We start from the raw sequence: 25,687 nt of genomic DNA, 5'->3' as shown, positions 1-25,687 counted from the left end.
ACGGTGTGATGGAGGACGGGATGGCGAAGAAATTTTTCATGACAGGCGGTGCCGGTGTGGCGGCGACTCTCATTTCGCCTTACTTCGACCGCGACGAGATCACACGAACGGATGTAAGACGCGCAGATGATGTCGCGGAACTGGCCCTGTGCGATCCGCGTCTCGTGGCCGAGGCGATGGCGGGCCATGACACGGTCATTCACGCTGTCGGGGTGGGGTGGAAGAAGCCGGATGCTGAGATCGAGGCATCCATGATCCCGCCCTTTCGGTGCGTCCTCGATGCGATGAAGGTTGCTGGCGTGAAGCGCATTGTTCTGCTGAGCAGCATGCACGTCGTGGCAGACTACGAACTAGGCGAAGGCATATCCCCTGCATCCCCTCCGAGGACGAGCAGCTTCTATGGGCAAATGCATGTGCTTCGAGAGAAGATGGTTAGGGAGTTTGGGCTGTCGGCCAGCATCATCCGCATAGGGGTTGTATCGCCAAAGCCGAGAGGAACGAGACGAGATCGCGCAATCTGGATTTCACCGCGCGATCTGGCGACCTGCATCCGTTACGCGGCAGATATCACAAGCCCACGCTGCCCGGTTATCTGGGGTTGCTCGGGGACTAATGAAGATCACGAGTGGATACACTCTGACGGACGGTTCGACGCCGTGGATAATGCAGATAAATTTCCCTTGGTCGATGCCGACAGATGGAGTTTTATTGGCGGACCGCTTGTCAAGCACCAAGTTCCCGCTGATCGGGCCAATTTTTGAGGTAGTCATGTCTTTGCTTGTTCAGGGCCAACAAAATGACGCGTTCGAGTGTGCAATCTGCAAGGCAAGAACGTTTCCCTTGGGGCCTGAAAATCAACAGCACCCAATCGCCGCGTGCCCCCTGTCGGGACGCGTTCTTTCCCGTGCTGATATGAAAACATTCAGCCGCGAAGTGACAGGTGCATACGCCAGCGCCGCGCACATGATCCCGGAATAGGAGGCCGCGATGGCTGACGACGCATACCGGCGCGGGTATGACCTCATCGACTGGTCAAAACCTCTGCCGAAGATCCACAAGCCCCGCATCGCACCAGCGCGCGGGGCTTTTCCATGCCCGATGCTGGCCAGCGATATGCTGGATGAACCGCTCTACAGCGGCGCGGACGGCAAGCTTTACACCAGCAAGGCCGCGCTGCGGGCATCCTACCTGCCGAGCGGCAACCCGGACGGCATCCGCTACGACGAAGTGGGCAATGAAACCATCCCGCTGACGCCGCCGGAGACTGACACCTCTGGCATCGACGCCAGCATCCAGAAGGCCATTTCGCGCCTCAACGCCTGACGCATCCTCTCAGAAAGGAACTGCCATGACTGACGCACCCGCGCCGGAGATGATCCCTGTTGAACCCTCGCAGCCCGGCCCGACCGCGCTTGAGGGGCAGATGAACATCCCCGAGCCTGAAACGCCCGAGGAACAGCCGGAAGCGAAAGCCGAGCCTGTTGAGGCCGAGAAGCCGAAAAAATCCCTCGATGACAGCCTGAAAGAGGCCTTCAAGAAGGGCCGCGAGGCTGCCGAGAGGAAGGCGGAAGCCAAGGCCGAGAAGGTTGAGGCGAAACCTGCCGAAGAACAGCCAGCCGAGGATAAGCCTGCCGAGCCAATCGCCAAGGATAACCCTCAGACGAAACCCACGGCATTCCGCGAGCCGCCCCAGCGGTTCGACGACAGCGCCAAGGGCGAATGGGAAGCGGTTCCGGAAAGCGTTCGGGGCAATGTCCACCGGATGCAGCGAGAGCTGGAAACGGGGATCGAGAAATACCGGCAGCAGGTCGCGGAATACGAAGAGGTCCGCCAATACGCGGATATGGCAAAGCAGAGCGGAACGACGCTGAAAGCCGCTCTGGACAGCTATGTTGGCCTTGAGCAGGCGCTGCGCCAGAACCCCATTGCGGGGCTTGAGCAGATCGTGAGCAACATGGGTCTGAAAGGTCCGAACGGCCAGCCGCTGACATTCCGGGCCATCGCGGCGCATGTCGTCGGTCAGCCGCAGGACAAGGTGACGTCACAGCAGGACGCGACCATCATGCAGTTGCGACAGCAGGTTCAGGCCCTGACGCAACAGCTTGGCGGCGTCCAGCAGCATTTCCAGCGCCAAGAGGTGCAGCAGCGAGAGGCAGCCGCATCCAGCGAATGGGAATCCTTCGCCCGCGAGAACCCGCGCGCCGAGGAATTGCAAGAGGAAATCGCGGATACATTGAAAAAGTATCCGGCGAGTGATAACATAACGATCAGGGAGCGCCTTGCCGATGCTTATGCCATCGTCATTGCCCGCAACCCTGCTCCGAGCGCCGCTCATACCGGCACTGACACACTGGCTCAGACCCAGACCCCCGAACCCCGGCAGCCAAAGCCCGAGGGTCGGAAATCGATCAGCGGATCTCCTTCCGCCGGGACGCTCACACCGTCAGGCAAGAAGAAATCGCCCCCCTCAATCGATGAAGCCCTTGCCAACGCAGTGCGCCGGGCTTCCTGAGCAAACGGAGTAATGGGTCATGCCCATCAACGATAACGTTCACTATCAGCAGGTGCTGTCGATGGCGCTGGAGGATCGCTCCACCGCATGGCAGGATCTTGTTTCGGACAACATCCCGTTGTTCGACGTTCTGCGCCGCAAAGGCCTGTGGGAAAGCTACAGCGGCCCGCGCATCCGTCAGACCCTTCTGATCGATCTGCCGGGCATCCAGTGGTATCGTGACTACGATTTCCTCCAGAATGCGCCGCGCGAACTGTTCAACGACGCATACTGGACGCCGAAGCAGGCCGCCGTTCCGATCTCGCTGTCGATGACCGAGATTCTGAACAACCGCGGTGAAAACCAGCTTCTGCCGGTGCTGCGCGAGTATATCCGCGCCGCTGAAACCGGACTGGCGCAGGGTCTGGATGCTGCGCTGTATGGCGACGGCACCGGGGCTGGCGGCAAAGCGCTGGACGGTCTGGGCGCTGCTGTGCCCGTGACGCCGACGAACCTGTATGGCGGCATCAACCGGTCGACGGAAACCATCTGGCAGACCGGAAGCTACGATATCGACAGCGACTTCCCTGATATCGGGACGCAACTGGATGCCACCACGGTCAAGCCGATCTTCGACCGCGTGATGGGACAACACACCCGGGGGAACAACGCTCCGGACCTGATCCTCGCGTCGGCGCAACACTGGGAAGCCTATGCTGCTGCCACGGTCGCGATCCAGCGGATCAACACCAACGAGGGCGGCGTTGGCCGTCTCGGCTTCCGCACCCTGCAATATGTGGGGCCGGGTGGCCGGGCGGAAATCGTCTGGGGCGGGGGTCGCGGCACGAATATGCCCAACGACACCAGCTTCTTCCTGAACACCGACACGCTGCGCATGCGCTACAATCCCGAGCGCAACTTCGACACGCTGTTCTCGGGCGACGGTGCCAAGCCGATCAACCAGGACGCCATCGCGCAGTTCGTCGGCTGGATGGGCAACATGACGATGACGAACCCCGTGTTCCACGCCCGTCTGTATGACAGCGATCCGGCAAACTGATCTTGAGCGGGGCGGCTGATCCGCCCCGACAATCCCACATCAGTAGAAAGGCATCACCATGCTCATCTGCACCACCCCCGTTCTGGGCTTCACCCCGGAAGTTTTCACCGCCCCCGACGCCATCCCCTACTGGACCGGCGTTGACGCGGGCAAATCCCCGCAACTCGGCTCGATTGTCGATGTTCTCGATGACGATACCGGCGAAAGCGCGCGTTACGAGATGACCACGCTTGGCTGGGTCGAAGTCGAGGAAGAAGGCGGCGGCGACGGTTAATCCCGTCAACGATAACGGAAAGGGCGGCTTCGGCTGCCCTTTTTTAATGCGCATCCTCTCAGAAAGGCCAAGCCATGCAGCACGGCATGCACTATTCCCCCCGCAACAACTCGACCTATCGCCCGTTTCCCGGCGATGAGCATCTGGTTGTGAAATTCTTCATCGATGACCGGAAGAACGAGAAGCTGACGCGCGAGCGCGGCTATGCCGTTTACGAGAATGTCGAGATGGTTTCGATCAACGTCCCGGGCGACAAGCAACTGACGATCAACGCCCCGGCCAATTCGTCCTGCACGATGCCGAGCGGCGATCAGGTTCGCTATTGCGAGCGGTTCCCCGAGGATTACGAGCGGTTCCAGAGCGGTCAGGGCGCGGCCATCACCGGGCTGCCGCTGAAACACTGCCCGTTCCTCAGCAAAGCCGAGGTGTCGATGCTGGAGGCCCAGAACATCTACAGCGTCGAACAGCTTTCCGACATGGGCGGCGCACCGCTGCGCAATCTCGGGCCTTCGGGTCGGAAATGGCAGCAGCAGGCACTGGCGTTCTTGCAGACAGCCGAGGGCAGCCGTGACGCGCTGGCCGACGCCGAGGACAAAGCGGCAATGAAGGCGCGCATCGAGGCGCTGGAAGCTGCGCTGGAGCGCGCCAACACCGGCGAGGACGATCCCCGCGTGGCGTTGAAAGACAAGATCGAGGAACTGACCGGCGCACGTCCGAAGGGGAACCCCTCCGTCGAGACGCTGGAAAAGACGCTGTCCGAACTCCAGCCGCAGGGTGTCTGATATGACCGTATTCGCCAGCATCAAGCGCGCTGTCCTTCGGACATCCGGAACGACCATCACCGAGGCATATTCGTCGTCGGATCAGGTGGCGCTTGAAATGGCGGATCTGGCAAACGAGGTCGCGGCGGATATCGCGAAAGGCCATGACTGGCGCGACCTGACCAAAGTCCACACGATCACGGGCGACGGGGTGCAGACCGCATTCCCGAAGCCTGCGGACTATGATCGCATGGTCGGGTCGTCTGCTGTCGATGACGTGGCCAATTGGTTCTGGGGCTATCACCCCTTCCGGTCAGTCAATGAGTGGATGCAGTTCGTCAATGGCGGGTATGGCCTGGTGCAGCCCGGTGGATGGATCATCATTGGCGGGGAATTCCAGTTCTATCCGGCCCCGACTGATCAGGCGGCGTTTCCGTATATTTCCAATCAATGGGCGCGTTCGGAAAGCGGACAGCCGAAGGCTCAATTCACGGCGGACGATGATGAGTTTGTTCTGGATGGCCGTTTGCTGACATTGGGCCTGATCTGGCGGTGGAAGGCCCAGAAGGGTCTGGATTACTCCGAGGACATGGCAACCTTTGAACTGGCGCTGCAAAAAGAGCAGGCGCGGGACAAGGGTGCGCGCGTCATCCGTGAAACCCGGACCCGGCGAGCCGATGTCGGGATCGCCTATCCGTGGGCGCTAGGTTCCTGATGCGCAGCCCGACGCAGCGGCGCAAGCCCGGCAAGAGCCGCCCGGTCAACTTCCCGGCACCGACTGGCGGCTGGATCGCCAACAGGTCGCTGGCCATCGGTCGGGACCCCAATCTAGCGCCGGGGGCCATGGTGCTGGACAACTGGTTTCCCACATCGACCGGCATCTTGCTGCGGCGCGGATCTGATCTGCGTTACAATATCGACTCTGGCCCGGTTCGGACCATGTTTCGTTATGTCTCTGGCGCGGCTACTCGTCTTTTTGCGGCGTCGGAAACCGAGATATTCGACGTGTCGTCTGATCCGGCTGTCAGCGTGTATTCCGGCCTGACCAGCGGTGATTGGCATGTCCAGCAGATCACGACTGCCGGGGGGACATTCCTGATCGGCGTGAATGGCGTAGATGAGCCGTGGGTGTATGACGGCACGACATTTGGGCCGATTTCCGACATGGGCAGCGGCATCGAGTTCCCGAGCGGGTCAACGGCCAGCACATCTGATCTGGCCTTTATCTGGCTCTATGCCGGTCGGCTGTGGTTCATCCAGAGAGACAGCATGTCGGCGTGGTATCTACCGGTTGATGAGGTGGTCGGAGAGTTGGAGGAAATGCCTCTCGGGGGTGTATTCGAGCGCGGCGGCGTCCTGCTGTGGGGCCAGTCGTGGTCCCTGTCCAGCGGCGGCTCTGGTGGCTTGTCAGAGCAATGCGTGTTCACCACCACCGAGGGCGAGGTGCTGGCCTATCAGGGACAGAACCCGGCCAGCGCCAGCGATTGGAACAAGGCTGGTCTTTACCGGATCGGCAAGCCGCTTGGAACGCGGGCTTTCGTGCGCGCTGGCGGCGATCTTCTGATTGCGACGAGCGTGGGGCTTATCAGTCTGGCAGAGGCGTCACGGCGCGATCTGGCGGCGCTGGGGAATGCTGCGGTCAGCTATCCCATTGAGGAGGCGTGGTCAGCCATGCTGAACGAGCGTGGCATGCAGAATTGGCGGTGCTTCATCTGGCCGGAGGGCAAGATGGTGGTCGTCTCGCCGCCGCGTCTGGCTTCGGAGGATCGCGTTGCGTTTGTGGCCAATGCCAACACTGGGGCGTGGTGCCGCTTCACCGGCTGGGACATGGCTGCGATGGAGACATTCAACGGCCAACTGCATTTCGGCGATATCGCGGGCAATCTGTGGATCGGCAATGTCTCGGGTGTCGATGGTGACGCACAGCCATATGTCGGGGTTTGCATCCCTCTTTATGAGGATCTGGGCGCGCCTGCATCCCGAAAGATCGCCCGCAACGGTCGCGTGGTGAAACGGTCGCGATATCCGGCGCTGGAGAAACTGACCGCGAAATTCGATTTCAGCACCGCAACGCCACCACCCCCGAATGCGGCCGAATTTGCGTCTGGCGGAGTCTGGGGTGCTGGCATCTGGGGTGAGTCCCAATGGGGTGAAAGCGCGAGTGAGGTTGTCACCGGACGGTGGGTTTCGCTTGGCGGATCAGGTCAGGATGTCTCTGTCTGCTTGCAGGTGACGAGCGGTGACGTGACGCCGCTGGACGTGGAGTTGATCCGTTTGGACGCGCTTTTCGAGACGGCGGGCCTGATCTCGTGATCGTCACTGACGCGCGGGTCGTCCAGCTTGTCGAGCGATCGATAGGGCGTCCGATCATACCGCCATACACCTGCATTGGCATCGAGAAAGACGGCCAAGTCATCGCTGGCGTCGTGTTTAACGACTTCACCGGCCCTGACATTCATATGACCGTTGGGGGTTACGGCTGGAGCCGCGCTTTGCTGCGGGCCGTGGGTGAATATGCGTTCGGCCAGCTTGGCTGCCTGAGGATTTCGGCTGTGACGGAACAAGAGAAAGTCGTGGCGCTTGCCGAGAGGATCGGCGGGCGCGTCGAAGGGCATATGCGAGACCTGTTCGGCGATGGCCGGGACGGGGTGATGATCGGGTTCGCCCGGAATGAGTGGAGATACCGATGAAAGCGCCAAAGGCTCCCGATCCCTATGACACCGCCCAAGCGCAAGCGGGGATGAACAGGGATACCGCGATCACTCAGGGCCAGATGAACATGATCGACACGGTAAATCCGTGGGGATCGACCATCTATGACCAGACCGGCGAAAACACCTTCACCGACTCGCAGGGCAATGTCGTCACCACGCCGAAATACACCCAGACGACGAACCTGTCACCGTCGCAGCAGGCCATCTTTGATCGGACACAGGCTGCAGAGCAGAACCTCGCCCAGATCGCGCAGGACCAGTCAGGATTTCTGACAGACTACCTCAAGGGCGGCATTGACCTGTCAGGCGTTCCCGGCCTGCAATCGTCCTATGGTCCGGGATACAACCCGAATTTCAACGGCAATCTGGGCCTGCAAACCGATGCGGGCCTGCAAACCAGCGTCGGGCCGGGCTATGCGACCAGCTACGCCGGGGCTGACGATTTCAGCGCAGACCGGCAGCGGTATGAGGATGCGCTGTGGGATCGGACGGCGGGTGATCGGTCGGCGCAGGAAGCGCAGATGCGCACCACGCTGGCGAACAAGGGCATCAAGGAAGGCTCAGCCGCCTGGAATGCCGAAATGGAGCGGATGCAGCGCCAGAACACTGATGCGCGCATGGCCACCATCATGGCAGGCGGTCAGGAACAGCAGCGCATGGTCGACATGTCGCGGCAGGCGGCGATGTTCGGCAATGACAGCATCCTTGGCCGGTTCGGCGCAGAGAACGCAGCGCAGCTTGCAGGGGCGCAGTTCGGTAATGACGCGCTGGCACAGCAGGGCATGTTCGGCATGGGCGCACAGCAGGCGCAGAACGCGGCTGTGGCTGGTCAGGCCGGGTTCAACAACGCAGCCCGCCAGCAGGGAGTGGCAGAGCAGTTCGCGCAGCGAAACCAGCCTCTGAATGAAATTACCGCGCTGTTGAGCGGATCGCAGGTGAGCAACCCGGCGCAGATGAGTGCCGCCACGCCGCAGACAGGGGTGGCAAATACAAACATCGCTGGGATGATACAGCAGGACTATCAGAACCGTCTCGGCGCATCGCAGGGGGCTATGGGTGGATTGTTCGGCCTTGGCGGGTCCTTGCTTGGCGCTGCTGGAAATGCTGGCGGCTTCGGCGCTCTATTCTCCGATGAACGCCTGAAAACTGATGTTCAGCGTGTCGGCACGACCGATGGGGGCGTCCCGGTTTATACCTATCGCTATATCTGGGGTGGCCCGGTGATGATGGGCGTAATGGCTCAGGATGTGCCGGAAGCGGCCATTCAGGACGAAAGCGGCTTCCTGAAAGTTGATTATTCGAGGGTTAACTGATGGCTCTACTTCCCACACTATCCGTTCCCGGAGAAGAACAGTTAACCCCTGAACAGGTTGAACGCCTTCGCCAGTCGTCCGGACTGGCTGCGCAGCGCGGCTCTGACACTTCTCCCGTCGCACATTGGTCCGCGGGTTTGGCGCGGCTGGTTGACGCTTACGGCGGATACCGGGGGAATATCAGAGCAGGGCGGCAGGAGACATCCGGACTGGCTTCCGCAGATGAGGCGATCCAGTCTAACCCGGTTCTTGCGGCGCTTTTGGGCGGCGATCAGGTGACGATGCAGCAGCCGTCACCAGTCGCCACAACGTCTAGTGGCGCGTTTCCTGCATCGTTGATCGAGACAGAAAGCGGTGGCAATTGGAATGCTCTGAACGATGAACAGGGCGCAGGCGGGCGCGGGCACGGCGGACGCTTGCAGTTCGGCCATGCACGGTTGCAGGACGCGGCCAATGCCGGTGTAATCCCCGCAATGACGCCGCAGCAGTTCGCGCAGCAGCCGCCAGAGGTTCAGCAGTCGGTCGAAAACTGGCATTTTGCCGATATTGACCAGCAAGCCGACAGAATGGGTCTGAACAACTTTGTCGGTCAAGAGGTCGGCGGCGTTCCGATCACGCAGGACGGCATCCGAGCAATGGCCCATCTCGGCGGCATCGGCGGGGCAAAGCGGTTCCTCGAAAGCGGAGGGGCAAGCAACCCCTCCGATAGCTTCGGGACCAGCCTGCGCGACTATGCAGCGCGGCATGGCGGTGGTGTGGCAACCGGAGGAATGTCTGGAGGTGGCATGCCCCAGCAAGGCCCCTCTCCTGTCGTGGGCGCTCTGGCGCAGGCTATGGGCAACCCGTGGGTTGCGCAGAAATACGGCCCGGTCATGGAGGCGCTGATGGGGCAGGAGATGCAGCGCGGAAACATGTCGTATCAGCAGCAGTTGCGACAGTCAGATCCGATGTATCAGGCGCAGTTGCAGAAAGCGCAGTTCAATCTTGAACAGGATCGCATGGGCCTTGGCCGTGACAGCCGGGTGCAGTCCAGTGACATCCTCGATGACGGGACTATTGTCACCGTGATGAGCGACGGAAGCCCTCGCGTCACGTCGCCAACCGGCGAGGTACTGACCGGGCAAGCCGCCGCTGATGCGATCCGCGCGGCGAGGGATTATGGCGTTCAGAACCAGCGAGCGATCTATGGCGGCCGACGTGAGGGAACGCTGGGCGCAGATATCGAACTGGGCGGGACCGCCGCAGGGGCTGAACAGGCCGGTAAAATGGCAATCGAGATGGGCCGCGAGGCTTACGAGGAAGCCGGAAAGGTCCGCACGGCAATCAGCAACATCGATGAGGCCATTTCGGCGATTGATAGCGGGGCGAAGTCGGGGACATTCGCCAAATACCTGCCGAACATCACCGAGGCATCGGCCAGCCTGAACAATGCCGCGAACAAGATGGGCCTCGATATCATCGGTGCCACCACCTTCGGCGCGCTGTCCGAGGGCGAGATGGCCTTCGCTCTAGATACGGCCATGCCGCGTGATCTGCGGCCCGCTGAACTGCGTAGCTGGCTGGAGCGCAAGAAGCATGCGCAGGAAATGGCGATGATTACGATGATGGACGCCGCAAGCTTCCTTTCAACGCCGGGGAACACGCTTGCGATGTGGATCGAGCGGAACCAATCGGGACAGGCTGTGCCGCAAGCCCAACCGGCACCACAGGCGCAACCGGCACCACAGGCCGGGGGGCAGCCTGCCGTTCGCACATGGACGCCTGACGGAGGCCTGCAATGATCCAGATCCAAGCGCCGGACGGAACCATCATCCAGTTTCCTGATGGAACCGATGATGCCACCATTGACCGGGTGATGCGGCAAGCGTTCGCGCCGAATACCGCCACGCCAGAACCTGATGTTCCTGCTGAGCGCCCGCAGTCTCAGCAGTTGATGGACCAATACAAGCAGGCCGAGGCGGCGGGCGACTATGAAACTGCTGACCGGCTGTTGCGTGAAGCGTCCTATGCCGCCACGCAGGATGGCACTGCGCCTGATAGCGTGGCATTCAACCCGGCAACCGGTCGCATGGAGGATATGGACCTGCGGCAGGGGCGTGGCCGTCTGGACGCCGCTGCGCAGGGTCTGGGTCAGGGTGTCAGCTTCGGGACGATGGATGAAGTCGTCGGCGGGCTTTACGGCATGACCGGACCCGGAACCTACGAGCAGAACCGGGATTACGCGCTGGCCTCGATGCGGTCGGATCTGGCCTCTGCTCGCGAGAACCATCCTGTCATCGCCTACGGGTCGGAAATCGGCGGTGGCGCGCTGTCATCCATCGGTGGCGCTACTGCGCTTGGCGTAAGGGCTGCCCCGACCCTTGGCGGACGCGTGGCTCAAGGTGCCGCGATAGGTGGAGCAGAAGGGGCATTATATGGATTTGGAACTGGAGAAGGCGTCGAAAACAGGTTCTCAAATGCTGGCAGAGGGGCGCTTATTGGTGCTGGAACAGGTGCCCTCTCCCCCATAGCTATTGAAGGAGGAAGGAGGGCGTTCGATTATGCCCTTGGTGGCCCTATCGCATCTGCCAGATCCGCGCCCAGCCAAGTCCGCGCCAGCCGCGCAGTTCAGTCGGCAGTTGATCGTTCTGGCCGTAGCCTTGATGAAATCGACGCGGCGCTGCGTCAGGCATCGATTGAAGGGCAGCCGATGTATTCGGTTGCCGATGCGACTGGCTATTCCGGCCAGCGGATGCTCGCAGGGGCGGCACGGACGCCGGGCGATGGTCGGCAGCAGATCATTGAACACCTCGCCAGTCGTCAGGATGGTCAAGCCCGACGCATCGGTGGTTTTCTGGATGAGGGCCTGAACGCACCTCGCAATACCGGAAACCTGCCTGTCATTCCCGGAAACAACCCCGCTGATTTCACCGGCATGACCGCCGAACAGGTTAGAGGCCGACTGACTGGCGCGAGAGGTCGCGCGGCTGATGTGGCATATGACGCAGCCAGACAGGGCGCGGGGCCGGTGGATGTGCGCGGCGCGCTGGCAGCCATTGATGACCGCATCGGGCCGATGCAGGGCAGCGGGGTCACTGGTGACGGTATCGACGCCACGTTGTCGCGCTATCGGTCGCGCCTTGCATCGCAGCCGGGTGGAGAGGCTTATCAAGGGGCATCCTCGGTCGAACTGTCGGATTTCGACAGGGTTCTGGGTGTCAAGCAGTCCATTCAGGATGATATCGGCGCGGCGGTTCGTGCAGGACGGAATAATGAAGCCAGAGAACTCGGACGGATTTCCGCTCAACTTGATGAGGCTCTGGAATCCGCCAGTCCCGCTTACCGGCAGGCGAATGATGATTTTGCCAGATCATCCAGGGTGATTGATCAGATCGATGCCGGGTCTGCCGCGACACGGCCTAGCGCGAGGGTTGATAATACTCTCTCGTCTTACAACGCCCTGTCGATGGACGAGCAGGCCGCATTCCGATCCGGGTATGCCGACCCGATCATGGGCAGGCTGGAAAATGCCGCGCCGGGCGTAAACAATGCTCGGCCATTGCTTTCCGAAGGGTCGAGGGCCGAACTAGGGGCGATGGCCCGGGATCCAGAATTGCTGCAACGCCAGATCACGCGCGAGAACGATATGTTCCGAACCGCGAACGCGGCAAGCGGTGGATCGATGACGGCAGATAACCTTGCTGATGAGGCAGATATTTCGTCGCTTAGCGCAAACCCCGTCATCAATCTGCTGTCTGGACGGTGGGGGGCGGCAGCGTCTCAGCTTGGAGACGCGGCCCTAAACGCTATTTCTGGCAGAAATACCGCCACGCGCGAGGAAATCGCCCGGTTACTCATGTCCGGTGATGTTCGCGGGGCAGTTGCCCCGGCTGTTCAGCGCCAAATCCAGAATGCAAAAAGTTCGGCGGTGGTGGAGGCCTTGATGCGTTCAATGGAGAGGGTAGGGAACCCATATTAAGGCAGGGTGAAACCGGCCAGTATGACCAAGGCGGGAGCGATCATGGCGGCAGGGAAAAGCCATAAAGGCACCCTTCGTCCGATTCCCTTTTCTTCCTTACTGACTCGCCATATCAGATAAACCGTAACCCCCAAAAGGGAATTGCCAACGATCACGGCGGCGACTGTTTGCCAGAAAGCAATATTAGTCATTATTGCTCTCCCTCCACTTGGCGTGTTCAGATAGGGCTCTGTTCTCCCGTTCCTGACGTTCCATTTCGGCATCTTCCTTCGCCAATCTTTCTGCTTCCATCGTGCGATATTTTTCTTGCCTATGTATGTTTGATAAAGTGTCGGAAATCACAGCGACAATGAGCAAAAAAGCCACAAGTGCGACAAATCCAAATATTAAGATGTATGCAAAATAGGATAAAGGCCAGTCAAGAACGCTTTCGCTTGAGACCGTTCTCCAGAAGACATCGGCCCAGTCCAGACTTGATTTTATCCATTCTCGCAACGTCATCCCGAAACCCTATCCAAAACCAACCCTCTCATCACAACCCCTCGCCTGAACATCCCCGCAATATAGTGAAGATCACGGGCAGGGGAAGCCATCGAAAGGATAGGATATGAGCGAATCCAGCAGCAGCCTTGATCTGGCGAAGAGGCTTACTTCCGCCTTGCCTCGGGACGGGTCTGCCTGTCGCGCTCGATCTGGATCTCGATCAGCCTGCGAGCAGCCGCAATCTCCGGGGCACGAGACCCAGAAGAAGCCTGATTGACCTCAAGGGCCATCAATACATCATCGTAAATGGCTTCTACCTGATCGTCATCAAGGACCCCTAATCCCCTAAGGTTGTTCAGAGTTGATATGGACAGCAGATATCCTGCAATTTCCCATCCTTCGAAACTGTCAGCCATGTCATCCCCCTTTCCCCCAGATAATCGCCCCTGAGACGATTCGCCCACCCAGAACATCGAAGAACACGCCGCCCCTGACCGGGCGGTTTTTTTATGGAGAAGCCAATGCCCCGCGTTTCCGGCCAATACACGCTTCCGCCCGGATATTTCGCCGTGTCTGGCGAGATCATCCAGCCATCGCAGCACAACCCCCCACTGGAGGATATCGCGCAGGCGCTGACGGACAGCCTGCCTCGCGACGGCTCGGCGGGGATGTCTGGCAACCTGCCGATGGGCGGCAACCGGATCACTGGGCTGGCGGCGGCAACCGCGGCTGGACATGCACCGCGATACGATCAGGTGGTGCCAGTGACGGGCGGGACGATGAGCGGTCCTTTGCGTGTGCCAGAGGGGTCTGACGGAACGCCGGGATTGCAGTTCGGAAGCTCTGACGATGGGATAAATTGGGTCGCAGGACAGGCCGTCCGGTTCGTCGCTGGCGGGACACTGATGGCCCGTTTGAATGTCGGCACAGCACTTTCAACGGCGCTGGATATCGTAACCCGTGGTTCTGGCGATGGCCGTTACATGCAACAGTCATGGACCTTGACCGCAGGCGCAGGCCTGACGGGTGGCGGCAGCGGCGCGGCCAATCGGACGCTGGCGGTTGACGGGACTGTTGTTCGAACGTCGCGTCAGATCAACACCGGCACTGGCCTGACTGGCGGGGGAAATCTGGGGTCAAACCGGACGCTGTCGATTGATTTCAATCCTCTGCCGCTCGCCTCTGGCACGATGACGTTGCCGAGACTGATTGCGATGGACGGATCATCTCATGTCCGCCTCGCAGAAGGCCCATTGAAAGCGAACTTCAATCTCGCGGGGTCTGGCACCACCATCACCGCAGGCGCAGGCCTGACCGGCGGCGGGACACTGGAAAATAACCGAACCCTGTCGATTGACGCTGCCACTGTGAACGAAGCGCAGGCTGGCGCGGTCAACAACAAGGTCATGACGCCATTGCGTGTGGCGCAGGCGACAATGGGCGTCCTGCAATCGTGGGCATCCCCGAGCCGCAGCGTAAACACGGTTTACCAGAACACCACCGGGCGACCCATCCAGGTCAGCATTTCAGCACATAACTGCCTCTATCAGGTCAGCACCACAGGAACCGGGTCGTGGATAACGGTCGGGGAGAGTTCGGGGAACATAGACGGATGGCAGTCGCCGTGTTTCATCGTCCCTAACGGTCATTATTACCGGGCCAACCTAAAGGGCGGCGGCGTAAACATAAATCATTGGGCGGAGTTGCGCTAATGGAAGAAGTCGGATTTTTTCACCCTGATCGCGGATACTGGCAGGCCATCAGCGAGCCTTCGCAGAACGTTCTGGACGGCTATCCTGACGGCACGATCCGCGTTCCGCTGAAACCCGGCGCTGGTTACGAATGGATCGGCGGCAAATGGGTTGCCGACGAGGCCCCCGAATGATCCCGGTCGTAATTGCCTCCAACGGTCGCGGCATCCCTGTCCGGGCCGTCGAGGGGAACGCACCTGTGATGCAGGTGGCGGGGAACGGTCGCGGCATCCCGATTGTGCTGTCTGATCTGGGCGCACCGTTTGTCGTTCAGGGGTTGGGTCCTGACCCAGAACACGGCGAATTCGCCCGCGCGGCATCAACCAATTCCACCATGTCGGTCCACAGCGGCCACAGCCTGACGGACTCCTATGTGCATATCGGACCGTTCCCCGGCAATATGAGGGCTATCCTTGAATCTGTCGGCTATACAGATACGTGGGGCAACGTCATAAAATCCACCATCCCCGGCAGTAATCTGATGTGGCGGTGGGACCACGATGACGAGATCGGCGTGGGCGAACGCGCTGTAGAAGATATCGGCCAATTCCACACCCTGATGATCACCGAGGGCGGTCCACCCCCGCGCACGACCAGCGAAGGTATGGTCAACACGCTGGATTATTTCTGCCGGTTCACTGCCAACACCGTCGAAAATGGCGCTGGTAACGAGGTTATCCTGTGGTCGATCTGGCCTGCTCTGAACGGCCCCGGAACTAGCGTCGAGAACCCTATCCCGTCCGGCGATTGGGCAGGATATACGTTCCGCACCGGCCTGCCTGAATATGAGGACAGTTTCAAATACATGGCAGACTATGCGACGTGGAAGATGAAACAGCTTTATCCGTCGCTGCCCGAAGACTGGCGCGTTTGGATGTTCCCCGGCCACAAATGGATGGAACGTGTTTACGACGACATTCAGAATGATCTGGTGCCGGGCATCACGGATATTCAGGAACTGTTCGGGGATGATATTCATCCCGACACTACCGCATGTTATGGCCTGTCGTGCCTCGTGGCGACCTGCCTGTATCAGGTCAATCTGACCGAGGCTGAAAACGTCTGGATCATGCCAGAATGGGAAAGCCTTGACGGGCCGCAGCCTGCCGTGCCGCAGGCTCTGGCAGAGTATTTCTGGCAGATCGCATGGGAGATCGCGACCGCATATGAGCCTGTCGGGATGGGCGGAACTGAGGGCGCGGCGTTGCGGTGGCAACCATCCGATGGCGACCCGATGCCGAACTGGACGCTGGCCAATCCCAATACCGGTGGCGGCGGTGATCCTGACCCCGACCCGGAACCGGGCGATCTGCCGGAATTTGTGTTCACCGCTTCTGCTGACGATCTGACAGACCTGACGGGTATGACAGGGACGCAGCCGACCGTTGAAGATGGGGTGCTGAAATTCGCAGGAGGTGAGGCCCTTGATGGCGACCTGATCTTGGGAGATAGATACTTGGTCATATCCTTCATGATCCCCGGCGCCCTACCCCAAGGCAGCAGCCCGGCCATAGTTGGGTTTAGGGCTATCGACACCCCCGTCTGGAATGACCACGGGCCTATATATGTAGTCTATAATGGGTTTTTAGGTGTATTTGAAATAGGTTTAGCCGGTGTAGGGAGCGACACGTCTGACAGTGCATCTGCTGCCACATGGTATACACTGGAAATCTGGACGGATACCGAGGGCATGCATGGCGTGATCAACGGAGTAGATTCCATGATCGTTTCAGGGGTTTCCCCTGAAACTGTCAGCGTCAGGCTGTTCGCTGTCGATGAAATGTCCTGCCACGTCGCCGCCATCGGCATCTGCGATTATGTCCCTGCGCCGGAAGAACGTGCGGCGGCTCGGGCATGGGCGCAGGCGGCGATTGCGATGGCCGAGGCCTGACCAGACAGCCGCCGACAAGCTGACCCAACCCAACCCGCCCTCACCGGCGGGTTTTTTCATGCAACAGGAGCCGCCATGCTTGATGCGCTGCGGGAATTCGGGGCCGTCATCATGGCGCTCATCGGGCTGGGGATATGGCTGGTGCGATTGGAGGGCAGGGTGAACGCGAACTCCAAGGATCTCATTCGGATGGACCAGCGCATCGACCGCGAGCGATCAGACACGCGCGAGACGCTGGCCGACCTGAAAGACATGCTGGCCGAGCAGAACCGCGACATCAAGACGCTGCTTGGCCGTGGGCGCGTTGTTCATTGGGACGATAAGACCCAGCCGCCGAGATGATGAGGAAAATATAGTTCGCGATACCTTTCTTGGCGGTCAGGTATCGCGAACCGGGTGGGGAAAAGAAACGCTCCCACCCCTTCCTACACGATCCGTGGATGTTTTGTCCACCTGAATTTTTGCTTAATCAAGGAAGCTGCGATGCTGCACTGGCGCGTTTCCTCAGCTATCGGCCTGCTGCTGACGGGCAGGGCGCGGCCTGTCTGCGCCATCGTCTACGCCGCCCCCGACTGTGCGGCCCGGCGCGCGTTCCTGCGTCTCATGGATATGGCATTCGGTGAGCGTGACCACTGCCGCCGCATCTGGCTGACGGAGCGGATCAGCCGCGCAATCCGCTAATCCCCAATACTACAGAGCACCACCACTTCTCCCAGCAATAGCTGGTCTAAACCCCGATTACCTCCCGCGCAGAGCACCACCTCTGTCGCGGGCTTTTTTCATGGAGAACTGCCATGGCCTTCACCCTGAAACACGCCGAACCGATCCTTGACCTGATCGGCAAATACGAGAGCCGCGGCGATTATGAAATCGTCTGGGGCGGCATCCAGAAAAGCCTGCGCCCGGTGTCGCTGACCGCCATGACCATCGCGCAGGTGATGGAGTGGCAGAACAATGTCGTGGCGCGCGGGGCGAAATCATCGGCGGCTGGAAAATACCAGATCATCCGCAAGACCCTGCAAGGCATCGTAGCCGCGACCGGCATCAATGTCGCCCGGAAGTTCGACAAAGCCGCGCAGGATGAAATGGGCATGCACCTGCTGAGGCAGAGAGGATTTCAGCGGTTTCTGGATGGCCAGGTAGATGCAGACGATATGATGCTGGCGCTGGCAAAAGAATGGGCGTCATTCCCCGTCCCCAGCGCGATGAAAGGGGCGAGCCGTCAGATCCTCGCCGGTCAGTCCTACTATGCTGGCGACGGGCTGAACAAGGCCCACGCCACCATTGCAGAGGTAGAGCGGTCACTGGCCATCTGCCGTGAGCGATACCGAAGCCCTGCGGTCACCAAGCCATCTGCCCCCGCAGGCTCACTCCTGCCCATCCCCGCAATCCTCATCGGCGGCGCGATCATCGCGGCGTTCGTGTTCTTCATGTGAAAGGATCACAAAATGCTGGCACTCATTATTCGCGTGGCGTTCTACGCCGTCGCAGGCGCTACGGCTTGGACCGGCGCAATCACCATGACCGGGCCGGACAATGCCTGCCTGAATATTCCCGCGCTTGCCGATGCCATCACTGGCGGCGTTGGTCTTGCTGCTGGAGGCGGTTTGGCCATTGGAACGTTCATCTGGTCGCGGATCGCCAAGAAGTTCGGCGGCGTGACCTGAAAACATGGTGGGCGATTTACGAAGTGCTCCCCGGTTCAGTGAACCAACCTGAACCGGAACAGATTGCGAAAACAGCGATTGGCCCCCGAATAAAAAGCGTTCCCTTCAATGGTTTTCAGTAGGTTGCGCTAGGGTCGAGTTGTTTACACCGAAGATGTCGGGGGTTCGAATCCCTCACCGCCCACCATTCCCCTGCGCCGTTTTTAGTATACTTCCGAGGTGCTTAGACGCCCTTGGAGGCGGGGTCTGACACCTTGTCACCATATCCGAAGATGTCCGCGGTCACCGCACGGTCACTCGGTGTCATGGCCTACTGTCACCGGATTACGGCGAAACTGCGTCACAGGGAAACCACAAGGTTAAGCCGCAACACGGCCTCACGCCCCTCGCTGGCTGTTGCCAAGGCAGCCAGGAACTCCCTGAGGCTGCGCCTCCAACCGGTTCTCACCGCCCTCGATCTGCCATTCGATCAACTGCGGCATGGCCATCGTGATCGTTCCCCAGACTGCGCCGTTCTTGTCCTGTTGCATGTATCCTGCTCCTCTTGTGTTGCTGGCAGTCAGGGTAGCAGGGCGTAGAATACGCACACAAAATGGGCGAAACTGGTTCAGGCCAAAAATGTGGCAGCGGAGATACAATGCGGGACAACCCAAATGTGTGTCGCGTACGGTTACCTGCCGCTAGCCTTGGGGCACCACCACGAGGCGCGAGAGGGTGAAGTCTTCCTCGGGGTCGCCGCAGGTGATGCGCACGAGCTGGATCGGCGCGGTCTGGGCCGGGAAGCGCAGCAACGCGTCCTCGGATGCCGTGCAGCCATCGGGGGCAATGTCGCGGCCAGCCAGCAGGTCGGCAAGCGTCAGCGTATTCGGGCGGCTGTAAGGTTGCGCCAATTCGGCCAGTTGTCCGGTGGTGCGTTCCAGAATCTCCGCCAGTTGCGGGGCGGGCAAGTGGAACGACGCGCCGTCGTCGTGGCTGACCGAAAGCCCTTCGGCATCCAGCGTCACCGTCACCGTCCCCGCCTGCGGCCAGAGCAGGCCTGCCGTCCCGGCGGGCACGACCTTGCGCTCGGTCAGGATCGCGAAGGGGTCGGCGGGATCTGTCAGGGGCCATGTCTCGATACCCATCGTATTGCCGGTCGGATCGCGGTCGTGGTCGGGGGCGAAGCGCGCACGGTAGAGAGGCCACAGCGTTTCCTCGCCCGTCGCGCCGTCAATCGCGGCTAGGAACACCGTGCTCAGCCCGGTGGCATGCAGGCCCATGTTGTCGGTCACGGTGCGCAGGACCAAGACCTCCTCAAGCCCGATCCCGAACAGCTCGTCATGCAGATCGACTATATCAGGCGGGGTCGCGGCGGCGGGCGCGACGATCAGTAGGGCAAGGGCGCAAGCGGCCGGTTTCAAAGCTGTCCTTGCCATTCTTCTTTACTTCCTTGCGGCTGTGCGGGTCTTGCCGTTCTTGGGGTCAGCATGACAGCCGGGAACCAGATCCGCCAGCTTTTCAATTCGCGCTCTCTGAACGAGAGTTTCCGCCCACGCCACCGGAATCGCCTCCGACCCATATCGCGCACCAGCGATCTGCCCAGCAACGGCCCCGACCGTATCCGCGTCGTGGCCGAGGTTGACCGCCGCCAGCAGCGCCTCCTCGAAGCTCTGCGTTCGGGAAACCGCCCAAAGCGCAGCCTCCAGCGTGTCCACGACGTAACCAGTAGAAGGTGGCTCACCTGCCGAGTTGCAGCGATCAAGCATCGCCAGCAATTCTGGGGCCTGTAGTTCCACCTGCGCCTCGGCAAGCGCGGTGCTCCATTCCTCGCCAAGAACAAGGCGACTAATTAACTGCACGCTGAATGCACAGCATTGTTCGGACAGCACCGAGGCATGGGTGGTCCGGCTCTGCCGGATTGCGATTTCAGCAGCCTTTCGCGGATCGCGGAAATGGCGGATCGCCACCGGGGCTACCCGCATCAGCGCGCCATTGCCATCCCCCCGGCTTCTCGGGGCCGCATGAAGTGATCCGGTCCGCCGGAAGTCGCCCAAACGGCGCAGAGTGATCTGGCCGATGCCGACCGCAACCCCCGTGCTGCTGTTTTCGCCATGCTGCGCCCATCGACAAAAGCGTTCGAGCAGATCCCGTTCATCAAGGTCCGGATTCGCAAGCAGGCTTTCGGCAAGACAGAGGGCCATTGCGGTGTCATCCGTCCATGCTCCTGCGGGCAGGCGGAATCGGCCCCCGGCCCGCATCCCGATGATGGGGGCAAAGCCGCCGCGCGGCTGGAACTCGACCGGCGCCCCGAGAGCATCCCCGATGGCGAGGCCAATCAAAGCACCCTTGGCGCGATTATCTGGTCCGGTGTCAGGCATGATCGTTAAAGCTGTTGACGCGGTCCACAAAAGCACGCCTGCCGAAAAACTGCAAACCTGCCGCTCATCCGGAACCGGCCTTGCCACCCGTTGGACCGGGGCGCGGTGCCGTGGAATGCCCCGCCGAATTTGCGATCCTCGGTGACGATGCCGTTGTCGGCAAACAGCGTGTTCAGCGTCTGGACGTCCGTGCGGGTCTTCTTTCCCTCGCGCGTGACGATGCCCAGATCTTCCAGCGTCATTGCCAGCCAGTCCCCGTTGTTGTTCGGGTGCCCGTCCTCGGCGTATTGGCGCTTGTAGCCCGGATCGACGACTGATCCGCCCTTCCGATCGTCGTCTTCCTCGTAGCCTTCGGCGGGGTCGATGCCCGCGATATCGGCAGCGTCGAGAATGTCCGCGAGGTCGGTAGACTTGGGCGGCTTGGCGTCGTGGAACAGCCGGATTTCCTCGCCTTCGTCGTTCGCCGCCGTGACTTGGAGGCCGTCTGCCTCGATCAGCGTCAGTGCCGGATATTCCGCCCGGATCAAGGCGTCGAATATCGCGGCGTCGAGGGCGATGGGTGCCTGTTCGTGGGTCCAGCTGGCTTCGCCCTTGGTCGCGGTCCAGCCGGTGTCGGTCCAGTCGTCTGGGCTGTGTTCCACCGTGACGCCGTTGTCTGCGGCGCGTTTCGCGGTTGCGTGGGGTAGTCGAAATCCGCTTGCCGCCCTACGCGCTCGCCAGCGCCTTCAGTTGTGCCAATGCGATCTTGGCGCGCTCGTCGCTGAGGCTGCGCAAGGAGGCTTGCGCCTCGGCCTCCAACCGCAGTCGGTTGGGGCTCTTGTCGTCGTCAAAGCCCTGATCGGGGAAGAATTCACGGATCGGCACCCCGAGCGTCTGCGATATCGCCATCAGCGTGTCCAGCGCGGGCAGGCTCTTGCCGCGTTCGATGTTCGAGATCGCCTCGGAGGTGCGGTCGATCCGCTCGGCAAGCTCGGCTTGGTTCAGCTTCGCCGCGCGCCTGTAGGCACGAAGCTGGCCCGCGATGAAGCGCTTGAGGTCTTTGTCCATGTCGCCAAGTAGACTTCATACCTTGACCAAATAAATCGACTATGCTTTGTTTTTAGTGGATATTAGTAGCACGCTTCAATTTTTCAGGGAGATAGTCGATATGCTGTTCAAACTGGCCGGGGTTCTGGCGGCAACTGCCGTCTTGGCGGGTTGCGTTGCGGCCCCGGAAACAGCGACACGGCCACATCCCTCCATCTGGCCATGCAGCACCATACATGAGGAACTGCAGCGGCAAGAGACAGCGAACAAGCAAGCCCGCCAGACGCGCAGTAGCCTGTCGTGGTTTCCCATTGTCGGAACGGCAGCTTTGGCAATCCAACCGGATCTCACGCGCGCAGGCCACCTGCGGACCCGTGCCAATGAATGCAAGCAGCGGGCGGGACTATGATGGCCTTCACGAGTTTGCACCCGTACGAGGCGGCTTCGCAATGAGCGCCGATCAGCTCCGCCTCGTCCTCGGCCTTGCCGCAGCGATTGCCGCATTGGCTTATCTGGCTTCGGTGGACCCGATGCTGATGGTCATTGTTGTTTTCCTCGGGATTATCGGTGTCGGTCTGTGGCTCTGCTACCGGACGATCCGTTGGGCATGGCGGAGGTTCAGTTGAACCGCCGGGGCGCAGGGAAACGCTGGCAGGTCCTTGCCGCCGCTGGCGTCGTAATGTTGATGACGGCGTTGCCGGGACAGGCCTTGGAACACTATCCGGCTGAAGATATGTTATATGAACACGCCATGCCTCCTGCCTGCGCCATGGCGGAATATCTCGGCTATGAAAAGATCGACGGCGAATGCGTTGGCGGACGCTCTGTCTTCCGGGGCGAGTTGCCCGTAGTGGGGCCAGTCTCAAAACTTCTGGTAGATTCAACTTTGGCCAGATCAGGCTTTTTTCGCTTCGATGCGCAAGGCGTTCGGTTTCAGAAGCACCGATTGGACAGTGTCGCAAAGGTTTTCAACATAAACGTTTTGCCGAACGCTGACCTGATGTCTGGGGAAATCATGATCGACTACATTGATGAGACGGTGGAGCGCCTGCTGAAATATTGGGACGGCCCGGACCCGTGGACGCTGTGTGACGAGGTGGAGGCAAGACGTCGGGAGGAGATGAAGAGGGTGTTTGAGGAACTGGAAAGCCGCAGAAGAAGATGACGGACGAACCCAAGGTCTCGAAAAATGGAGACATGCCACCAAAAATCGAGCGGCTACGCAAACTCGTCGCCGCCCGCTTCAATCAGCAGGTAGCGGAAAAAGCCGTCTGGCAGCGGCGGGTTCGGGGCCATCTGGTTCGTGCCTTGGCTGACATGCGGCAGCTGAAGCGTCCGCCGCGTCAATCCGGCATTGCCATCGCCGCGCGGTCCATAGCCGTTTCCGGATCGCCGGTCAGCGCGAAGTCGGTCCAGAGCGTGCAGCACAGCAGGCGGTAGCTTCCGAAGGTCAGGACCCGCTTCTGGGCAAGGTTCGCCCCGGCCTCCGCTGTGATCCGGGCGAGAACATCGTCGTCGAGCGTGGCACCGTAATAGTCATGGTTGCCGGGAATGACCCAGATCCGTGCGGGCGAGACCAGCCGCGCGATCCGGGACAGCGCCCAGGGCCAATTCCGCTGCGGATCGTTGGCCAGATCGCCCGCGATGATCAGCGCGTCGAGGTCACGCAGCACCGGCAGGATGCCAGCGAACGGATCGCGCCCGGCGTCGGTCCAGAGGTCGAGGTGCAGGTCGGCCGTAATCAGGATGTTCATTGGCCGCGCGCCCCTGCGGCGAGAATGGGGTTGGGCGCACCGTGCCCGGCTGTAGCGTGGCCGGCCTTGGCCGGCGTGATGATGGGGAGCGGAACGGCGACCTGGTCGCGAGAATGTGCGGACAGCATGGATATACCCTTCGAAAGCAGGCATGATGGATCGGAGCCGTGGCACGACATGCCCGGCGCTATGCGGATGGAAACCGGAAGGAAGCTCCCGATCTCTGGGTTGGCCAGAGGAACGAGGGTTTGCGCACCGAGGCCGCCGTCACGGCGCGCCAGTCGATGCCATCGAACAGCGCGTCGAACTGCACCTTGGTGAGCACCACCGGCCCGGCCTGCGGCTTCGGCCAGGTGAACCCCCCGCCGTTCAGGCGCTTCATGGTCAGCACCAGGCCGGTGCCGTCCCAGACCAGCAGTTTCAGCCGGTCGGCGCGGCGGGAGCGGAACACGTAGACGGCGCCATCGAAAGGATCGAGCTCGAAATGGTTGGCGACATGCGCCACCAGCCCGTCCATACCCTTGCGGAAATCGATCGGTTCGGATGACAGGAAAATGCGGAAGCTGCCGGCGGGGGAAATCACTGCGAAGCCCTCAAGAGGGTAGGGGGTGGCCGGCAGGCATGCATCAGGCGAACAGTCCGAGCAAATTCCGAAAGCAGACTTTCCAGCATCCTCGGGTCGATGGGCATATAGCCTGCGGTCTCGATCATGCCTATCTGGCGCGCGATGCCGTTCAAATGCGAGGGTGCCCGTGACCGTTGCTGGGCGAAGGAAAGACCCAGACGGATCAAGCCCTGCAAGCTGCGGGCCCAGCCAGCAGATCGGTCAATCACCAGCAGTCGCGGTGTCAACACGGGGCGGCGCCCGAGGCGGGGATCATCCATCAGAACCCCCCAAAGCGCAGGAAACCCTTGCATGGAAAGGCAGGGCTGCCAAGCCTCAAGGAAGATTGCGTCTGCGAGATCATTGGGGCAGGGCGGGTCTGCGCAAAGCAAGGCAAGAATGCGCCCGAAATGCGTTTCGGTGATCGACGTAGGGCCTGTTGTGACCTTTGAGTGGCCGTGAAGGGATGGTGACAGTTGCTCGGCAGCCGGAGCGCGTGAGTTGATAGAACAGGACAGCATCTTCAGCGGACCTTTCAGCATAACCTGCCGTTCAGGGAACAAAGATTCTCCGACGCAGCAGCGGCGACATTGTAGCTGGCCAGCCAGTGCTCCGAGGCTATCGCTGGTCAGTGCCTGAGGTGTTGCTGAAATGTTCCCGCTGCGTCAATCGGGCGGATCGAGTATCGCATTGGCCTCGGCCTCTGGTTGGAAGGTAAAAACGAGAGAGTCGGTCATGACAGTAAGCGATTGAAATATAACAATATCGCTTAGATCGACGGTCCAATGGCAAACATTTGGCCAACCAATGGTCGCCGAAACGGACAAAATGGCTTCTTTTTGGCCGTCGGTTCAAATGGTCATTATTTCGCGGGTAGGACAATAGCAGGGAGGTGTCAGTCTTTAATGTGAATAATCCGTATTATGGATCAAAATTACCGCCTGACATCACTGTGCGACCATTGCCCGGCTTGCGGCCATGCGGTTCCGTCGTAAAGTCATGCTTACCACAAGACGGAGTTCTTCATGGCTGTTTCACCGCCCGTTTGTGACTTTGATGCCCCTTGGCACGATTTCTCGCTGCAAGGCACCGATGGACGCATTCATAAACTGACCGACATCGCCGGAGAGCGCGGCACTCTGGTCATGTTCATCTGCAACCACTGTCCCTATGTCCAGTCGATCATGGACCGTATCGTCCGCGATGCCAAAGAGTTGCAGCAGATCGGGATCGGCGTAGTGGCGATATCCGCGAATGATGTGACCGAATACCCGCAGGACGGCCCCGAGGAGATGAAGCATCTGGCGGAACGGCGCGGATTTACCTTTCCTTATCTCTATGATGATACGCAGGCCACGGCTCGGGCCTATGGCGCCGAATGCACGCCTGATTTCTTTGGCTACAACGCGGATGGACAGCTTCAGTATCGTGGCCGCCTTGACAGTTCGACCCGCAGCGCAGGACCGGAAAATGCGCGGCGCGAGTTGTTCGAGGCGATGAAACTCATTGCGGAAACCGGACAAGGCCCAAGAGAGCAGATCGCGTCCATGGGCTGCTCGATCAAATGGAAGACAGCAGAATGA

Annotated in this window: 33 protein-coding genes; 22 read left to right on the top strand and 11 right to left on the bottom strand. The window is 60.6% G+C overall.

What is annotated here, in order from left to right:
• The first annotated feature begins 20 nt into the window (after window positions 1-20).
• The 12 genes from JHW40_RS13700 (at window position 21) to JHW40_RS13645 (ending at window position 12,571) form a co-directional block, all read left to right on the top strand.
• Window positions 21-761: an NAD-dependent epimerase/dehydratase family protein gene (locus JHW40_RS13700; protein WP_170851779.1), complete on the top strand. Its 741-nt coding sequence runs from the start codon at window positions 21-23 to the stop codon at window positions 759-761.
• A gap of 226 nt (window positions 762-987) precedes the next feature.
• Window positions 988-1,323 carry a hypothetical protein gene (locus JHW40_RS13695; protein WP_090611314.1) on the top strand — a complete coding sequence of 112 codons (336 nt, stop codon included), beginning with the start codon at window positions 988-990 and terminating at the stop codon, window positions 1,321-1,323.
• Window positions 1,324-1,348: 25 nt separating this feature from the next.
• On the top strand, window positions 1,349-2,512 hold the full coding sequence (locus JHW40_RS13690; RefSeq protein WP_090611315.1) for a hypothetical protein: 1,164 nt from the start codon (window positions 1,349-1,351) through the stop codon (window positions 2,510-2,512).
• A gap of 61 nt (window positions 2,513-2,573) precedes the next feature.
• A complete protein-coding gene (locus tag JHW40_RS13685; protein ID WP_211657258.1) occupies window positions 2,574-3,551 on the top strand; it encodes a phage major capsid protein in 978 nt (325 codons plus the stop codon).
• 58 nt (window positions 3,552-3,609) lie between these two features.
• Window positions 3,610-3,825, top strand: coding sequence for a hypothetical protein (locus JHW40_RS13680; RefSeq protein ID WP_090611317.1), 216 nt, complete (start codon window positions 3,610-3,612; stop codon window positions 3,823-3,825).
• Window positions 3,826-3,911: 86 nt separating this feature from the next.
• Window positions 3,912-4,607, top strand: coding sequence for a PspA/IM30 family protein (locus tag JHW40_RS13675; protein ID WP_139208135.1), 696 nt, complete (start codon window positions 3,912-3,914; stop codon window positions 4,605-4,607).
• A gap of 1 nt (window position 4,608) precedes the next feature.
• The gene (locus JHW40_RS13670; protein ID WP_090611319.1) at window positions 4,609-5,301 is read left to right on the top strand and encodes a phage adaptor protein; all 693 of its coding nucleotides are present in this window, start codon (window positions 4,609-4,611) and stop codon (window positions 5,299-5,301) included.
• A complete protein-coding gene (locus JHW40_RS13665) occupies window positions 5,301-6,899 on the top strand; it encodes a hypothetical protein (RefSeq protein WP_090611320.1) in 1,599 nt (532 codons plus the stop codon). Before JHW40_RS13670 ends, JHW40_RS13665 begins: the two co-directional genes overlap by 1 nt.
• Window positions 6,896-7,276, top strand: coding sequence for a GNAT family N-acetyltransferase (locus JHW40_RS13660; protein WP_211657262.1), 381 nt, complete (start codon window positions 6,896-6,898; stop codon window positions 7,274-7,276). Before JHW40_RS13665 ends, JHW40_RS13660 begins: the two co-directional genes overlap by 4 nt.
• Window positions 7,273-8,613, top strand: a complete 1,341-nt coding sequence (locus JHW40_RS13655; protein WP_090611321.1) for a tail fiber domain-containing protein — start codon at window positions 7,273-7,275, stop codon at window positions 8,611-8,613. The genes JHW40_RS13660 and JHW40_RS13655 overlap by 4 nt, the downstream gene beginning before the upstream one ends.
• The gene (locus JHW40_RS13650) at window positions 8,613-10,394 is read left to right on the top strand and encodes a hypothetical protein (protein WP_139208136.1); all 1,782 of its coding nucleotides are present in this window, start codon (window positions 8,613-8,615) and stop codon (window positions 10,392-10,394) included. Before JHW40_RS13655 ends, JHW40_RS13650 begins: the two co-directional genes overlap by 1 nt.
• A complete protein-coding gene (locus JHW40_RS13645; protein ID WP_090611323.1) occupies window positions 10,391-12,571 on the top strand; it encodes a hypothetical protein in 2,181 nt (726 codons plus the stop codon). Before JHW40_RS13650 ends, JHW40_RS13645 begins: the two co-directional genes overlap by 4 nt.
• Here JHW40_RS13645 and JHW40_RS13640 read toward each other — a convergent pair.
• From JHW40_RS13640 to JHW40_RS13630, 3 genes are all read right to left on the bottom strand, one after another.
• Window positions 12,568-12,762 (bottom strand): hypothetical protein, encoded by a 195-nt coding sequence (locus JHW40_RS13640; protein ID WP_139208137.1) that lies wholly within the window; start codon window positions 12,760-12,762, stop codon window positions 12,568-12,570. The two genes, JHW40_RS13645 and JHW40_RS13640, sit on opposite strands and share 4 nt — an antisense overlap.
• The gene (locus JHW40_RS13635) at window positions 12,755-13,072 is read right to left on the bottom strand and encodes a hypothetical protein (protein WP_139208138.1); all 318 of its coding nucleotides are present in this window, start codon (window positions 13,070-13,072) and stop codon (window positions 12,755-12,757) included. Before JHW40_RS13635 ends, JHW40_RS13640 begins: the two co-directional genes overlap by 8 nt.
• 146 nt (window positions 13,073-13,218) lie before the next feature.
• Entirely contained in the window at window positions 13,219-13,470 is a 252-nt protein-coding gene (locus JHW40_RS13630) for a hypothetical protein (protein WP_090611324.1), read from the bottom strand.
• 105 nt (window positions 13,471-13,575) lie between these two features.
• On the opposite strand from JHW40_RS13630, the gene JHW40_RS13625 reads away from it, so the two are divergent.
• The 7 genes from JHW40_RS13625 (at window position 13,576) to JHW40_RS13595 (ending at window position 18,363) form a co-directional block, all read left to right on the top strand.
• Window positions 13,576-14,766, top strand: coding sequence for a hypothetical protein (locus JHW40_RS13625; protein WP_139208139.1), 1,191 nt, complete (start codon window positions 13,576-13,578; stop codon window positions 14,764-14,766).
• Window positions 14,766-14,939 carry a hypothetical protein gene (locus JHW40_RS13620; protein ID WP_170851780.1) on the top strand — a complete coding sequence of 58 codons (174 nt, stop codon included), beginning with the start codon at window positions 14,766-14,768 and terminating at the stop codon, window positions 14,937-14,939. The genes JHW40_RS13625 and JHW40_RS13620 overlap by 1 nt, the downstream gene beginning before the upstream one ends.
• Window positions 14,936-16,696 (top strand): hypothetical protein, encoded by a 1,761-nt coding sequence (locus tag JHW40_RS13615; protein WP_090611326.1) that lies wholly within the window; start codon window positions 14,936-14,938, stop codon window positions 16,694-16,696. The genes JHW40_RS13620 and JHW40_RS13615 overlap by 4 nt, the downstream gene beginning before the upstream one ends.
• A gap of 75 nt (window positions 16,697-16,771) precedes the next feature.
• Window positions 16,772-17,038 (top strand): hypothetical protein, encoded by a 267-nt coding sequence (locus tag JHW40_RS13610; RefSeq protein WP_090611327.1) that lies wholly within the window; start codon window positions 16,772-16,774, stop codon window positions 17,036-17,038.
• A gap of 141 nt (window positions 17,039-17,179) precedes the next feature.
• Window positions 17,180-17,377 (top strand): hypothetical protein, encoded by a 198-nt coding sequence (locus JHW40_RS13605; RefSeq protein WP_090611328.1) that lies wholly within the window; start codon window positions 17,180-17,182, stop codon window positions 17,375-17,377.
• A 113-nt stretch (window positions 17,378-17,490) separates the two neighbouring features.
• The gene (locus tag JHW40_RS13600; protein ID WP_090611329.1) at window positions 17,491-18,132 is read left to right on the top strand and encodes a lysozyme family protein; all 642 of its coding nucleotides are present in this window, start codon (window positions 17,491-17,493) and stop codon (window positions 18,130-18,132) included.
• A gap of 12 nt (window positions 18,133-18,144) precedes the next feature.
• Entirely contained in the window at window positions 18,145-18,363 is a 219-nt protein-coding gene (locus tag JHW40_RS13595; RefSeq protein ID WP_090611330.1) for a hypothetical protein, read from the top strand.
• A 377-nt stretch (window positions 18,364-18,740) separates the two neighbouring features.
• Here JHW40_RS13595 and JHW40_RS13590 read toward each other — a convergent pair whose 3' ends face one another.
• From JHW40_RS13590 to JHW40_RS13570, 5 genes are all read right to left on the bottom strand, one after another.
• Complete coding sequence (locus tag JHW40_RS13590) at window positions 18,741-18,893, bottom strand: hypothetical protein (protein ID WP_170851781.1); 153 nt, start codon at window positions 18,891-18,893, stop codon at window positions 18,741-18,743.
• Between the two features lie 150 nt (window positions 18,894-19,043).
• Window positions 19,044-19,778 carry a hypothetical protein gene (locus tag JHW40_RS13585; protein WP_139208140.1) on the bottom strand — a complete coding sequence of 245 codons (735 nt, stop codon included), beginning with the start codon at window positions 19,776-19,778 and terminating at the stop codon, window positions 19,044-19,046.
• A gap of 6 nt (window positions 19,779-19,784) precedes the next feature.
• Window positions 19,785-20,720, bottom strand: coding sequence for an ADP-ribosylglycohydrolase family protein (locus JHW40_RS13580; protein ID WP_090611332.1), 936 nt, complete (start codon window positions 20,718-20,720; stop codon window positions 19,785-19,787).
• A gap of 5 nt (window positions 20,721-20,725) precedes the next feature.
• Window positions 20,726-21,361, bottom strand: coding sequence for a hypothetical protein (locus JHW40_RS13575; RefSeq protein WP_090611333.1), 636 nt, complete (start codon window positions 21,359-21,361; stop codon window positions 20,726-20,728).
• A gap of 64 nt (window positions 21,362-21,425) precedes the next feature.
• Window positions 21,426-21,767, bottom strand: coding sequence for a helix-turn-helix transcriptional regulator (locus tag JHW40_RS13570; RefSeq protein WP_090611334.1), 342 nt, complete (start codon window positions 21,765-21,767; stop codon window positions 21,426-21,428).
• 428 nt (window positions 21,768-22,195) lie between these two features.
• On the opposite strand from JHW40_RS13570, the gene JHW40_RS13565 reads away from it, so the two are divergent.
• Window positions 22,196-22,372: a hypothetical protein gene (locus JHW40_RS13565; RefSeq protein ID WP_170851782.1), complete on the top strand. Its 177-nt coding sequence runs from the start codon at window positions 22,196-22,198 to the stop codon at window positions 22,370-22,372.
• Window positions 22,354-22,911 (top strand): hypothetical protein, encoded by a 558-nt coding sequence (locus JHW40_RS13560; protein ID WP_090611336.1) that lies wholly within the window; start codon window positions 22,354-22,356, stop codon window positions 22,909-22,911. Before JHW40_RS13565 ends, JHW40_RS13560 begins: the two co-directional genes overlap by 19 nt.
• A gap of 178 nt (window positions 22,912-23,089) precedes the next feature.
• Here JHW40_RS13560 and JHW40_RS13555 read toward each other — a convergent pair whose 3' ends face one another.
• From JHW40_RS13555 to JHW40_RS13545, 3 genes are all read right to left on the bottom strand, one after another.
• Window positions 23,090-23,500 (bottom strand): metallophosphoesterase, encoded by a 411-nt coding sequence (locus JHW40_RS13555; RefSeq protein ID WP_244519144.1) that lies wholly within the window; start codon window positions 23,498-23,500, stop codon window positions 23,090-23,092.
• A gap of 187 nt (window positions 23,501-23,687) precedes the next feature.
• Window positions 23,688-24,083: an IS66 family insertion sequence element accessory protein TnpB gene (tnpB, locus tag JHW40_RS13550; protein WP_090611338.1), complete on the bottom strand. Its 396-nt coding sequence runs from the start codon at window positions 24,081-24,083 to the stop codon at window positions 23,688-23,690.
• Window positions 24,080-24,667, bottom strand: coding sequence for a DUF6634 family protein (locus tag JHW40_RS13545; protein WP_272848990.1), 588 nt, complete (start codon window positions 24,665-24,667; stop codon window positions 24,080-24,082). Before JHW40_RS13545 ends, tnpB begins: the two co-directional genes overlap by 4 nt.
• A 462-nt stretch (window positions 24,668-25,129) precedes the next feature.
• Between JHW40_RS13545 and JHW40_RS13540 the strand changes: the two genes are divergently transcribed.
• Window positions 25,130-25,687 (top strand): thioredoxin family protein, encoded by a 558-nt coding sequence (locus JHW40_RS13540; RefSeq protein ID WP_090611339.1) that lies wholly within the window; start codon window positions 25,130-25,132, stop codon window positions 25,685-25,687.

It is taken from the genome of Paracoccus alcaliphilus (assembly GCF_028553725.1).
GTDB lineage: Bacteria > Pseudomonadota > Alphaproteobacteria > Rhodobacterales > Rhodobacteraceae > Paracoccus > Paracoccus alcaliphilus.
Note: the sequence above shows the minus strand (reverse complement) of the source record. Positions and strands in the feature narration are given on the sequence as shown.